The organism is Pseudomonas sp. B21-051, from assembly GCF_024748795.1.
Lineage (GTDB): Bacteria > Pseudomonadota > Gammaproteobacteria > Pseudomonadales > Pseudomonadaceae > Aquipseudomonas > Aquipseudomonas putida_A.
In genome coordinates this window covers 1,704,976-1,717,468 of sequence record NZ_CP087166.1, presented here as the reverse complement: position 1 = coordinate 1,717,468, position 12,493 = coordinate 1,704,976, and the positions used below count along the sequence as shown (strand labels likewise).

The 12,493-nt window shown below is 60.8% G+C and carries 10 protein-coding genes; 1 reads left to right on the top strand and 9 read right to left on the bottom strand.

Annotated features, from left to right (window positions below; genetic code table 11):
* Positions 1-25: 25 nt before the first annotated feature.
* The 7 genes from LOY52_RS07740 to flhA form a co-directional block, all read right to left on the bottom strand.
* Positions 26-2,308: a chemotaxis protein CheA gene (locus LOY52_RS07740; protein WP_258678968.1), complete on the bottom strand. Its 2,283-nt coding sequence runs from the start codon at positions 2,306-2,308 to the stop codon at positions 26-28.
* Positions 2,309-2,362: 54 nt separating this feature from the next.
* Entirely contained in the window at positions 2,363-3,151 is a 789-nt protein-coding gene (locus LOY52_RS07735) for a protein phosphatase CheZ (RefSeq protein WP_027613919.1), read from the bottom strand.
* 17 nt (positions 3,152-3,168) lie between these two features.
* Entirely contained in the window at positions 3,169-3,540 is a 372-nt protein-coding gene (locus LOY52_RS07730; protein WP_024012118.1) for a chemotaxis response regulator CheY, read from the bottom strand.
* A gap of 166 nt (positions 3,541-3,706) precedes the next feature.
* Positions 3,707-4,447 (bottom strand): RNA polymerase sigma factor FliA, encoded by a 741-nt coding sequence (gene fliA / locus LOY52_RS07725; protein WP_003222919.1) that lies wholly within the window; start codon positions 4,445-4,447, stop codon positions 3,707-3,709.
* On the bottom strand, positions 4,444-5,274 hold the full coding sequence (gene fleN / locus LOY52_RS07720) for a flagellar synthesis regulator FleN (protein ID WP_003222917.1): 831 nt from the start codon (positions 5,272-5,274) through the stop codon (positions 4,444-4,446). The genes fliA and fleN overlap by 4 nt, the downstream gene beginning before the upstream one ends.
* Before the next feature lie 113 nt (positions 5,275-5,387).
* Positions 5,388-6,728 carry a flagellar biosynthesis protein FlhF gene (gene flhF / locus LOY52_RS07715; protein ID WP_095139383.1) on the bottom strand — a complete coding sequence of 447 codons (1,341 nt, stop codon included), beginning with the start codon at positions 6,726-6,728 and terminating at the stop codon, positions 5,388-5,390.
* Between the two features lie 11 nt (positions 6,729-6,739).
* Positions 6,740-8,869 carry a flagellar biosynthesis protein FlhA gene (flhA, locus tag LOY52_RS07710; protein ID WP_027613918.1) on the bottom strand — a complete coding sequence of 710 codons (2,130 nt, stop codon included), beginning with the start codon at positions 8,867-8,869 and terminating at the stop codon, positions 6,740-6,742.
* Between the two features lie 596 nt (positions 8,870-9,465).
* Between flhA and LOY52_RS07705 the strand changes: the two genes are divergently transcribed.
* Positions 9,466-9,825, top strand: a complete 360-nt coding sequence (locus tag LOY52_RS07705; RefSeq protein WP_258678967.1) for a DUF6124 family protein — start codon at positions 9,466-9,468, stop codon at positions 9,823-9,825.
* 738 nt (positions 9,826-10,563) lie between these two features.
* On the opposite strand, the gene flhB is transcribed toward LOY52_RS07705, so the two are convergent.
* Both flhB and fliR read right to left on the bottom strand, forming a co-directional pair.
* The gene (flhB, locus tag LOY52_RS07700; RefSeq protein ID WP_258678966.1) at positions 10,564-11,703 is read right to left on the bottom strand and encodes a flagellar biosynthesis protein FlhB; all 1,140 of its coding nucleotides are present in this window, start codon (positions 11,701-11,703) and stop codon (positions 10,564-10,566) included.
* Positions 11,704-11,706: 3 nt separating this feature from the next.
* Complete coding sequence (gene fliR, locus LOY52_RS07695; protein WP_027613914.1) at positions 11,707-12,492, bottom strand: flagellar biosynthetic protein FliR; 786 nt, start codon at positions 12,490-12,492, stop codon at positions 11,707-11,709.
* Position 12,493: the final 1 nt, after the last annotated feature.

Genomic DNA, 12,493 nt, shown 5'->3' with positions numbered 1-12,493 from the left:
ACGTCGTCGCCCCGCTGCCCCGGATTCAAATACGCTTCGTCGCGTAACGCTTGAGCATGCTTGGAACATCGAGAATCAGCGCGATGCGGCCGTCACCGGTGATGGTGGCGCCGGACATGCCCGGAGTGCCCTGCAGCATTTTGCCCAATGGCTTGATGACCACTTCTTCCTGGCCGACCAGTTGATCGACGACAAAGCCGATCCGCTGGGTGCCCACCGAAAGGATCACCACATGGCCTTCGCGCTGCTCTTCGTGAGCGGCGGAGCTGACCAGCCAGCGCTTGAGGTAGAACAGTGGCAGCGCCTTGTCCCGCACGATCACCACTTCCTGGCCATCCACCACGTTGGTGGTCGACAGGTCGAGGTGGAAGATTTCGTTGACGTTGACCAGCGGGAACGCAAACGCCTGATTGCCGAGCATCACCATCAGGGTCGGCATGATCGCAAGCGTCAGCGGCACCTTGATGACGATCTTCGAGCCCTGGCCCTTGGTCGAGTAGATGTTGATCGAACCGTTGAGCTGGGAAATCTTGGTTTTCACCACGTCCATGCCGACACCGCGGCCGGACACGTCGGAAATCTCGGTCTTGGTCGAGAAACCCGGGGCGAAGATCAGGTTGTAGCACTCGGTATCGCTCAGGCGATCGGCCGCGTCCTTGTCCATCACACCGCGTTTTACCGCGATCGAACGCAGCACGTTCGGGTCCATGCCTTTGCCGTCGTCGGAGATCGACAACAGGATGTGGTCGCCTTCCTGCTCGGCTGCCAGCACCACGCGACCGCCACGGGCCTTGCCCGAGGCTTCGCGCTCTTCCGGCGACTCGATGCCGTGGTCGACAGCGTTACGCACCAAGTGGACCAGCGGGTCGGCCAGGGCCTCGACCAGGTTTTTGTCGAGGTCGGTTTCTTCACCCACCAGTTCCAGGTTGATCTCTTTCTTCAGCTGACGTGCCAGGTCGCGAACCAGACGCGGGAAGCGCCCGAAGACCTTCTTGATCGGCTGCATCCGGGTCTTCATCACCGCGGTCTGCAAGTCAGCCGTGACCACGTCGAGGTTCGACACGGCCTTGGACATGGCTTCGTCGCCGCTGTTGAGACCCAGGCGCACCAGACGGTTACGCACCAGCACCAGTTCGCCGACCATGTTCATGATTTCGTCGAGACGCGCGGTATCGACCCGCACGGTGGTCTCGGCTTCGCTCGCCGGTTTTTCCGGCGGCGGAGCAGCGGCAGCACGGGCCGGAGCCGGTGCAGCAGCAGCGGCCGGTTTTGGCGCTTCGGCTTTCGGCTCAGGCTTGGGCGCAGCCTTCGGCGCAGCAGCCGGAGCGGCGACGGCCTTGGCGGCAGGCGCAGCCACGGTCGACGCGGTGCCTGCAGTAGCGGCGCCAACGTCGGTGAACTTGCCTTTGCCGTGCAACTCGTCGAGCAGCGATTCGAATTCGTGATCGCTGATCAGATCGCTGCCGGCAGCGGCGGCCGCCGGTGCGGCAGGCGCAACCGGTGCCGAGGCGATAGCAGATTCCAGCGCTTCCACGGCAAAGTTGCCCTTGCCATGCAACTGATCGAGCAGTGCTTCGAATTCGTCGTCGGTGATGTCCGAGCTGTCGCCCGCCGCCGGTGCCGCCGGAGCAGCCGCAGTCGGTGCGACGGCGTCTGGCGCGAACTGGCCTTTACCGTGCAGTTGATCGAGCAACGACTCGAATTCGGCGTCGGTGATTTCATCGCTGGCGGCCGCATCGGCAGCCGGCGCAGGCGCAGCAGCGGCCGGGGCTTCGGCTTCGGCCTTGACGGCGTTCAGCGAATCCAGCAGTTGTTCAAATTCATTATCAGTGATGTCGCCCGAATCGTTCGAATCGCCTTCGACGACCAGTTCTTCGATCATCTCGGCCACCGGCGAAGCCGGGGCTTCGTCGGCCGATTGCGGCTCGGCCAGACGCGCCAGCGCGGCCAGCAGTTCCGGGGTGGCCGCCGTGATCGGTGCACGTTCACGGACTTCGCTGAACATGCTGTTCACCGCGTCCAGTGCTTCAAGCACCACGTCCATCAGTTCTGCATCAACGCGACGCTCACCCTTGCGCAGGATGTCGAACACGTTTTCGGCGATGTGACAGCACTCCACCAGCTCATTGAGCTGAAGGAAGCCGGCGCCCCCTTTTACAGTGTGGAAACCGCGAAAAATTGCGTTGAGCAGATCTGCGTCATCCGGGCGGCTTTCCAGCTCGACCAGTTGTTCGGACAGTTGCTCAAGAATCTCGCCGGCCTCAACCAGGAAATCCTGAAGGATCTCTTCATCGGCGCCGAAGCTCATTAATGGGGTGCTCCTACAGGTCTAAAAACCCAAAAAACCTAAAATTCCAAAACACTAGAACCCGAGGCTGGATAACAAATCGTCCACATCGTCCTGACCGGACACAACGTCTTCTCGTTTATCGGCATGAATCTGCGGACCTTCACCCTGCGAGAGATGTTTTTGTGGATCTTTTTCTGCAAGCATCGCGGCGCGGTCGTGTTCGATGCCCGCAAAGCGGTCAACCTGACTGGCCATAAGGACGAGTTTGAGCAAATTGCTTTCGACTTCGGTGACCAGTTGGGTCACACGCTTGATCACCTGACCGGTGAGGTCCTGGTAATCCTGAGCCAGCAGGATGTCATTCAGGTTGCTCGACACCGCACGGTTGTCCGTGCTGCTGCGTGACAGAAAACCGTCGACCCGGCGCGCCAGCTCACGGAACTCTTCAGCTCCGACTTCACGACGCATGAAGCGGCCCCAATCGGTGCTCAGGGCTTGGGCTTCTTCAGCCAGACCATTGACCACCGGGGTGGCGCTTTCCACCAGATCCATGGTGCGGTTGGCCGCGGCTTCGGTCAGCTTGACCACATAGCCCAGGCGTTCGGTGGCGTCGGTGATTTGCGACACTTCCTCGGCCTGCGGCATGTGCGGATCGATCTGGAAGTTGACGATCGCACTGTGCAGTTCGCGTGTGAGCTTGCCCACTTCCTGATACAGGCCGCGGTCACGGGTCTGATTGAGCTCATGGATCAGTTGCACAGCGTCGCCGAACCTGCCTTTTTCAAGGCTCTCGACCAGTTCGACCGCGTGTTTTTTCAGGGTCGACTCGAAATCGCCCTGTGAAGATTCGTTATGCTCCATAGCTCCCCCGCGCGTCATCAGCCGATGCGTTCGAAAATCTTCTCGATTTTGTCTTTCAACGCCTGAGCCGTGAAAGGTTTGACCACGTAGCCGTTCACACCGGCCTGAGCGGCCTCGATGATTTGCTCGCGCTTGGCTTCAGCGGTCACCATCAGCACCGGCAGATGCTTGAGTTTTTCATCGGCACGCACGTGGCGCAGCAAGTCGATACCGGTCATGCCCGGCATGTTCCAGTCTGTTACCAGAAAGTCGATGCTGCCGCTGTTGAGCACCGGAATGGCGGTAGTGCCATCGTCGGCCTCGACGGTGTTGGTGAACCCGAGATCGCGCAGCAGGTTCTTGATGATCCGCCGCATCGTTGAGAAGTCATCAACGATGAGGATTTTCATGTCTTTGTTCAATTCGACCTCCAAGCAGTCTTAAACGCGCCCAGCACCTGGACGCGCCACTTCAATCAATCGGCGCAGCACTCGAAGACTGTCTGGAGCACAACAGAGCGAGACCGGTGCCGTTCATCACCGCACCAGCCTCGTTCGCAGTGTCCCCACACTGCCTTCAGCGCGCTCGCCACTCCCCCAAACGCCCCCGCAAACGGGCCGCGCACTGGCTGTGTAACTGGCTGACCCGCGATTCACTGACGCCAAGGACTTCACCGATTTCCTTGAGGTTCAGTTCTTCGTCGTAGTACAGCGCCAACACCAGTCGCTCACGCTCCGGCAAATTGGCAATCGCGTCCGCCAGCGCCGCCTGGAAGCGTTCGTCTTCCAGATCGCGTGACGGCTCAAGATGAGCACTGGCGCCATCCTCGTGCAGCCCTTCGTGTTCGCCGTCCTGCAACAGGTCGTCGAAACTGAACAAGCGGCTGCCCAGGGTGTCATTCAAAATCCCGTAGTAATCGTCGAGACTCAATTGGAGTTCGGCCGCAACTTCGTGATCTTTAGCATCACGGCCGGTTTTAGCTTCAATTGCGCGAATTGCGTCGCTGACCATACGGGTATTGCGGTGAACCGAGCGTGGCGCCCAATCCCCTTTGCGCACTTCATCGAGCATCGCGCCGCGGATTCGAATGCCCGCGTACGTTTCGAAACTGGCGCCTTTGCTGGCGTCGTATTTGGTCGAGACTTCGAGCAGGCCGATCATCCCGGCCTGAATCAGGTCTTCAACCTGCACACTCGCCGGCAAGCGCGCCAGCAAGTGATAGGCAATGCGCTTGACCAGTGGCGCGTAACGCTCGATCAACTCGTACTGCGCGTCACGTGCCGACTTCTTGTAGTAGTTCATACCGCTCGCGGTCATAACACAGGCCCTGCTGTTTGCTGCACGAGGCGCTCGACGAAAAACTCCAGGTGACCACGCGGGTTGGCAGGCAGCGGCCAGGTATCGACCTTCTGCGCGATCGCCTTGAACGCCAGCGCGCACTTGGAACGCGGAAAGGCTTCATAGACCGCTCGCTGCTTCTGCACGGCCTTGCGCACGCTTTCGTCGTACGGCACGGCGCCGACGTATTGTAAGGCGACGTCGAGGAAGCGATCCGTGACCTTGGTCAACTTGGCGAACAGGTTGCGCCCTTCCTGCGGGCTCTGCGCCATGTTGGCCAGTACGCGGAAGCGGTTCATGCCGTAGTCGCGGTTGAGCAGTTTGATCAGCGCGTAGGCGTCGGTGATCGAGGTCGGCTCGTCGCAGACCACCAGCAACACTTCCTGGGCGGCGCGGACAAAACTGACTACCGAGTCACCAATACCCGCAGCGGTGTCGATCACCAGCACATCGAGATTGTCGCCGATGTCGCTGAAGGCCTGAATCAGACCGGCATGTTGCGCCGGGCTCAGGTGCACCATGCTTTGGGTGCCGGAAGCGGCCGGCACGATGCGAATCCCGCCGGGCCCCTGCAACAACACGTCGCGCAGCTCACAGCGGCCTTCGATCACATCGGCCAGGGTACGTTTGGGGGTCAGCCCCAGCAGAACGTCAACGTTCGCCAGCCCCAGATCGGCGTCCAGCAGCATGACCCGACGGCCAAGCTCTGCCAGCGCCAGAGACAAGTTCACTGACACGTTAGTCTTGCCGACGCCACCTTTGCCGCCGGTCACCGCGATCACCTGTACGGGATGCATGCTGCCCATGTTATTTCTTTACCTTGTCTTGCATAGACGGAGGCCACATTACTGGCTGCGCGTTCTCAACCGGAACAATGCATGGCAGACCATCGATGTAGGTACAAAAACGGTTCATTACCTCAGCCAACCTGCTTGGTCGGGCTGTGGTAGATATCAGCGAACATGTCAGCCATGGCTTCTTCGCTGGGTTCTTCCTGCATTTGCACGCTGACGGCGCGGCTGACCAACTGATGACGGCGCGGCAGATGCAGATCATCCGGAATCCGTGGGCCGTCGGTCAGGTACGCGACCGGCAGTTCATGACTGATCGCCAGGCTCAACACTTCGCCAAGGCTGGCCGTCTCATCCAGTTTAGTCAGGATGCAGCCGGCAAGCCCGCAACGCTTGTAACTGTGATAAGCGGCGGTTAGAACCTGTTTCTGGCTGGTGGTTGCCAGGACCAGATAATTTTTTGAACGGATGCCACGCCCGGCCAGACTTTCCAGCTGCATGCGCAAAGCCGGATCGCTGGCCTGCAAGCCGGCGGTATCGATCAGCACCACGCGCTTGCGCAGCAGCGGGTCGAGCGCCTGAACCAGCGACTGGCCCGGATCGACGTGGGTCACCGGCACATTGAGAATCCGCCCCAGCGTCTTCAGTTGTTCCTGGGCACCGATACGGAAACTGTCCATGCTGACCAGCGCCACGTTCTGCGCGCCATACTTGAGCACGTAGCGCGCAGCGAGTTTGGCCAGGGTGGTGGTCTTGCCCATGCCGGCCGGACCGACCATGGCAATCACCCCGCCCTCTTCCAGCGGCTCGACTTCCGGTACGGCAATCATTCGCGCCAGATGCGCGAGCAGCATGCGCCAGGCCTGACGCGGCTCTTCGATGTCAGTGATCATCGCCAGCAGATCGCGCGACAACGGCCCGGACAGACCGATGCGTTGCAGACGGCGATACAGATTGGCTTGTGCCGGACGGCTGCCTTGCAACTGATTCCAGGCCAGGGTGCCGAGCTGCACTTCCATCAGCTCACGCAGACTGTTCAGTTCGAAACGCATCGAATCCAGCGCTCGCGGATCGACACCAGCGGCCGCCGGTGCAGGTGCCGGAGCCGGACGCGCCGGGGCGGCGTAAGTCGGTTCGCTCAACGGTTCGGCAGCGGTCAGCGGCAGGCCGGCCGTCAACGGCAGCCCGGCGAACAACTGGCGATTGGTGTTGCCGTCGGCTTCGCCACGCAGGCTCAGTTCGGCCTGGGCGGTCACGATGCGCGACTGGGTCTTGCGCAGCTCGTCCTCGAGTTCCATGTTCGGAACCCGTGGCGCCAGCGCCGACAATTTGTAATCCAGCGCCGCCGTCAGCTCGACGCCGCCGGCAATGCGGCGGTTGCCAATGATGGCGGCATCAGCGCCCAGCTCATCACGAACCAGCTTCATGGCCTGACGCATATCGGCGGCGAAAAAACGCTTAACTTGCATAAACCACTACCTCAGCCGTTGGGCCCTACTGTCGCAACGATGGTCACTTGCTTGTTGTCTGGAATTTCCTGGTAGGCCAGCACATGCAGCCCCGGGACTGCGAGGCGACCGAAACGCGAGAGCATCGCGCGGATCGGGCCTGCTACCAACAGGATCACCGGTTGACCTTGCATTTCCTGGCGCTGCGCCGCTTCGATGAGCGAACGCTGCAGCTTCTCGGCCATGCTTGGCTCCAGCAGAACGCCCTCTTCAGAGCCTTGTCCTGCCTTCTGCAGACTATTGAGCAATATTTGTTCCAACCTTGGTTCCAGGGTGATCACAGGCAGCTCGGAGTCAGTGCCTACAATGCTTTGGACGATGGCGCGGGATACGCCAACGCGTACTGCGGCCACCAAGGCGGCGGTATCTTGACTCTTGGCGGCGTTGTTGGCGATAGCCTCGGCAATGCTGCGAATATCGCGCACCGGCACGTGCTCGGCCAGCAGCGCCTGCAGCACTTTGAGCAACTGCGACAGCGAAACCACCCCCGGCACCAGCTCTTCAGCCAGTTTCGGCGAGCTTTTGGCCAGCAATTGCATGAGTTGCTGCACTTCCTCGTGGCCGATCAGCTCGCTGGAGTGCTTGTACAGAATCTGGTTCAAGTGGGTCGCGACCACGGTACTGGCGTCGACCACGGTGTAACCGAGCGATTGCGCCTGCGCACGCTGGCTGACTTCGATCCACACCGCCTCCAGGCCGAAAGCCGGATCTTTGGCGGTAATGCCGTTGAGCGTGCCGTAGACCTGCCCCGGATTGATCGCCAGTTCGCGATCCGGGTAGATCTCGGCTTCGGCCAGGATCACGCCCATCAGGGTCAGGCGATAGGCGCTCGGCGCCAGATCGAGGTTGTCGCGAATGTGCACGGTCGGCATCAGGAAGCCCAGATCCTGCGAGAGCTTCTTGCGCACGCCCTTGATCCGCGCCAGCAACTGCCCGCCCTGATTGCGATCCACCAACGGGATCAGGCGGTAACCGACCTCAAGACCGATCATGTCGATCGGCGTCACGTCATCCCAGCCCAGCTCCTTGGTTTCCATGGCGCGGGCCGGCGACGGCAGCAGTTCCTGCTGACGCTGAACTTCCTGCAGCGCCTGAACCTTGGCGACGTTCTGCTTTTTCCAGAACAGGTACGCGCCACCGGCCGCCAGCGCGGCCATGCTCAGGAACGAGAAGTGCGGCATGCCCGGCACCAAGCCCATGACAGCCATCAGACCGGCCGCCACCGCCAAGGCTTTGGGCGAGGCGAACATCTGCCGATTGATCTGCTTGCCCATGTCTTCCGAACCGGAAGCACGGGTCACCATGATCGCTGCCGCTGTCGATAACAACAGTGATGGCAATTGCGCCACCAAACCGTCACCGATGGTCAGCAAGGCGTAAACCTTGCCCGCGTCGGCGAAGGTCATGTTGTGCTGAAAGATACCGACGGCCATGCCGCCGATCAGGTTGATGAACAGAATCAGCAGGCCGGCGATGGCGTCACCACGGACGAATTTGCTGGCACCGTCCATCGAACCGTAGAACTCGGCCTCTTGCGCGACTTCCTGACGGCGCGCCTTGGCCTGATTCTGGTCGATCAGACCGGCGTTGAGGTCGGCGTCGATCGCCATTTGTTTGCCGGGCATCGCATCGAGGGTGAAGCGCGCACTCACCTCGGAAATCCGCCCGGCACCCTTGGTCACCACGACGAAGTTGATGATCATCAGGATCGCGAACACCACGATACCGACCACGTAGTTACCGCCGATCACCACTTCACCGAAGGCCTGGATCACCTTACCGGCGGCGGCGTGGCCGTCCTGACCGTGGAGCATGACCACCCGCGTCGAGGCCACGTTCAACGCCAGCCGCAGCAGCGTGGCCACCAGCAGAATGGTCGGGAATACCGCGAAATCCAAGGGCCGCAGCGCGTACACGCAGACCAGCAGAACGACGATCGACAGGGCGATGTTGAAGGTGAAGAACACGTCCAGCAGGAACGGCGGCACCGGCAACATCATCATCGCCAGCATGACCAGCAGCAACAACGGCACGCCCAGATTGCCTCGACTGAGGTCGGCAACATTCGAGCGAGCAGTGTTGAATAACTGAGAGCGATCCACCGGTTTTCCCCGTTCCTTTAAAGCAAACTTTTGACGCCCGAAGCAGGCGCACGGCGGCTACTGCAAGAAGCCTTCCAACTTTTGCCAGGGATTGAAACAGAGGCGTTTAACCGTGATTTTTTGGCTGGCCGGGATGGCCTCTTCGCGAGCAGGCTCGCTCCCACAGTAGAAATGCATTCCAAATGTGGGAGCGAGCCTGCTCGCGAAGGGGTCAGTGCAGTCAGCGCAAATCGCCTTTTAAGCTCAGGTGTTTAAAAGACACCTCCAGACACGTCTTCCAGGCTACAAATCCTTGCGCCATTGCCTACAGCCAAGCCAGAATCCGCCGGCTTGTGCGCCTTGGGGTCGGGTTCTATTGTGGACCGGTCGCTGACGAATCAGCGATCGGGTTTAGCGACTCGAACTCAACTCAAAGGTGCATCAGCGTTCCAGGCTTCGTTGCGGATCTGTATTTTCGCGATTTCGTCATGGTGGCTGTATGCGGGAGACCTTCGGGTCTGCCGGGTGCCTTTGACCGGTTCGCTAACCTGCGTACAGCCGCCACCCCTCCTGTTTAGCGACAGGTTGTAGCGGCTCCACCTCAAAGGAGCTTCACCATGATCAAACCAACACCCAACCCACCCGAAACCGACGCCACCTCCCCCTACGAATCCCTCGATTCAAAAAAACTCCACGAAGCCGCCGACCGCGCCCTCGACCATTACCTCTGCGCGCCCGGCGCCACGCCCATTCAACGTAAAACCCGCTCGATGTACGCCGTGACCGCAGACTTCAAGAACGAGGAACTGCTGGCCGACGCCTGCGAAACCCTCGCCTCAGCCAGAACCATCGCCAATGACTTCGCCCACCTCATACCGGTGTCGCAACGCAGGACGCTGCTGGGCATTGCGCAATTGATCATGCTCGGCGAACTGGCGGTGAACCGGGCGCTGGATAACCTGCAGTTACCGGGCTGAGAAGTCAGACGAGAAACTGTGGCGAGGGAGCTCGCTCCCGCTCGGCTGCGCAGCAGCCGTAAACCCTGAACTCGCGGTATTTCTGAAAGATCGCAGTGACAGGTTTTAGGGCCGCTGCGCAGCCCAGCGGGAGCAAGCTCCCTCGCCACAATGACTGCTTGGGGTCATCAGGTGGGGAGCTGGCGGTGAATCGGGGCTGGATAATCTGGAATTGTCGGCCTAAGAAGGCAGGCAAGAACCTGTGGTGAGGGGATTCATCCCCGATCGGCTGCACAGCAGTCGTAGATCCTGAGCTCGCGGTATTCCTGAAAGATCGCAGTGACAGGTTTTAGGGCCGCTGCGCAGCCCAGCGGGAGCAAGCTCCCTCGCCACAATGACTGCGGCAGAAGTAGAATTTTCATTGGGTCAGGTGGCGAGCTGGCGGTGAATCGGGCGCTGGATAATCTGGAATTGCCGGGCCAAGAAGGCAGACAAGAACCTGTGGCGAGGGAGCTTGTCGAATCGTCGCACCGTCCCGCTCGGCTGCGCAGCAGTCGTAAAACCCGAGCTCGCGGTATTTCTGACAGATTGCAGCGACAGGCCTTGGGTCTGCTGCGCAGCCCATCGGGGCGGTGCGACGTCTCGCTGAATCCCCTCACCACAATGATTGCGGCAGGAGCCGAAATATCTTTGGGTCTGGCATAAAAAACCGCCGCTCCGTTTGTTCGGGGCGGCGGTTTTTTTTGATCACGGCAAACGTCAGGAATCGCGCCGCAGATCCGGCGGGATCGGCAAATCGTCCTTGAGTGGGTCCGGGCGTTTGCCCTTGCCGGCGCGGAACTGGCGGATCTGGTAGACGTAGGCCAATACCTGAGCGACCGCCAGGTACAAGCCGCCGGGGATTTCCTGGTCGAGTTCGGTGGAGTAGTAGATCGAGCGCGCCAGCCCCGGCGATTCGAGGAGCATGACGTTGTTGGCGACGGCGATTTCGCGGATCTTCAGCGCGAGGAAGTCACTGCCCTTGGCCAGCAACACCGGCGCGCCGCCCTTCTCCGAGTCGTACTTGAGCGCGACGGCGTAGTGGGTCGGGTTGGTGATGACCACGTCGGCGTCGGGAATCGCCGCCATCATCCGCCGCTGCGACATCTCGCGCTGGGTCTGGCGGATGCGCTGCTTGACCTCCGGCCGGCCTTCCTGATCCTTGTGCTCGTCGCGCACTTCCTGCTTGGTCATCAGCAGTTTCTTGTGCGCTTCCCAGAGCTGCACCGGGACATCGACGGCGGCGATGATGATCAGGCCGCAGGCCAGCCACAACGTACTCCAGCCGACCAGCGTGACGCTGTGAATGATCGCCATTTCGAGCGGCTCGTGGGCGATCCGCAAAAAATCATCGACATCCGCCGACAACACCACCAACGCCACCCCGAGGGTGATCAGAAACTTGGCCAGCGCCTTGAGCAGTTCGACCACAGCCTTGAACGAGAACATCCGCTTCAGGCCCGCGGCCGGGTTCATCCGGCTGAATTTGGGCGCCATGGAGCCGGCCGCAAACAGCCAGCCACCGAGGGAGATCGGCCCGATCAACGCCGCCAGCAACAGGGTGATCATGATCGGCTGGATTGCCAACAGCGCCATCTGGCCCGACTGCAACAGGAACCTGCCCATGGCGCCCTGATCCATGATCACTTCGCGCGAGAGGGTGAAGTTCAGGCGCATCAGCTCCATCAGGTCTTCGGCCAGCATGCCCCCGAACACCAGCAGCGCACCGGCACCGGCCATCATCACGGCGAGGGTATTGAGCTCTTTGGAGCGGGCAATCTCGCCCTTCTCACGAGAGTCCTTTTTCCGTTTGTCCGTGGGGTCTTCTGTTTTGTCCTGACCGCTTTCGCTCTCTGCCATGGCTCAGCGCGCCCGTGCCAGTTCGCGTAACAACTGCAAGGCCTCACTGGCCAGCGGTTGATACTGATTGAGGATGTCCGCCAGGCCGACCCAGACGATGAACAGGCCCAGTACCAGAGTCAGCGGGAAACCGATGGAGAAAATGTTCAGCTGCGGCGCGGCGCGGGTCATCACGCCGAACGCGATGTTGACCACCAGCAGCGCAGTGACCGCCGGCAGCACCAGCAACAACGCCGCCCCGAGAACCCAGCCAAGCTTGCCGGCCAGCTCCCAGTATTGCGCGGTCATCAACCCGCCGCCGACCGGCAGCGTGGTGAAACTCTCGGTGAGCACTTCGAACACCACCAGATGGCCGTTCATCGACAGGAACAGCAAGGTCACCAGCATGGTGAAGAACTGACCGATCACCGCCACCGAGACGCCGTTGGCCGGGTCAACCATCGAGGCGAAACCCATGCCCATCTGGATCGCGACAATCTGCCCGGCCACGGCAAACGCCTGAAAAAACAGCTGCAGGGAAAACCCCAGCACTGCACCGACCAGAATCTGCTCGGCAATCAGCAACCAGCCGCTGAGAGCAAGCGGACTGACGTCCGGCATCGGCGGCAGCCCCGGGGCAATGCACACGGTGATGGCCACGGCGAAATACAGGCGTATTCGCCGCGACACCAGCGTGGTGCCGAACACCGGCATGACCATCAGCATCGAAGCGACGCGAAACAGTGGCAACATGAACGACGCCACCCAGGTACTGATCTGGGTGTCGGTCAACTGAAGCAGCGATTGCATG

What these genes read in the sequence shown, in the direction of transcription:
- LOY52_RS07740 (WP_258678968.1), bottom strand. Translation starts at nt 2,308, where the DNA reads ATGAGCTTCGGCGCCGATGAAGAGATCCTTCAGGATTTCCTGGTTGAG.
- LOY52_RS07735 (WP_027613919.1), bottom strand. Translation starts at nt 3,151, where the DNA reads ATGGAGCATAACGAATCTTCACAGGGCGATTTCGAGTCGACCCTGAAA.
- LOY52_RS07730 (WP_024012118.1), bottom strand. Translation starts at nt 3,540, where the DNA reads ATGAAAATCCTCATCGTTGATGACTTCTCAACGATGCGGCGGATCATC.
- fliA (WP_003222919.1), bottom strand. Translation starts at nt 4,447, where the DNA reads ATGACCGCGAGCGGTATGAACTACTACAAGAAGTCGGCACGTGACGCG.
- fleN (WP_003222917.1), bottom strand. Translation starts at nt 5,274, where the DNA reads ATGGGCAGCATGCATCCCGTACAGGTGATCGCGGTGACCGGCGGCAAA.
- flhF (WP_095139383.1), bottom strand. Translation starts at nt 6,728, where the DNA reads ATGCAAGTTAAGCGTTTTTTCGCCGCCGATATGCGTCAGGCCATGAAG.
- LOY52_RS07705 (WP_258678967.1), top strand. Translation starts at nt 9,466, where the DNA reads ATGATCAAACCAACACCCAACCCACCCGAAACCGACGCCACCTCCCCC.
- flhB (WP_258678966.1), bottom strand. Translation starts at nt 11,703, where the DNA reads ATGGCAGAGAGCGAAAGCGGTCAGGACAAAACAGAAGACCCCACGGAC.
- fliR (WP_027613914.1), bottom strand. Translation starts at nt 12,492, where the DNA reads ATGCAATCGCTGCTTCAGTTGACCGACACCCAGATCAGTACCTGGGTG.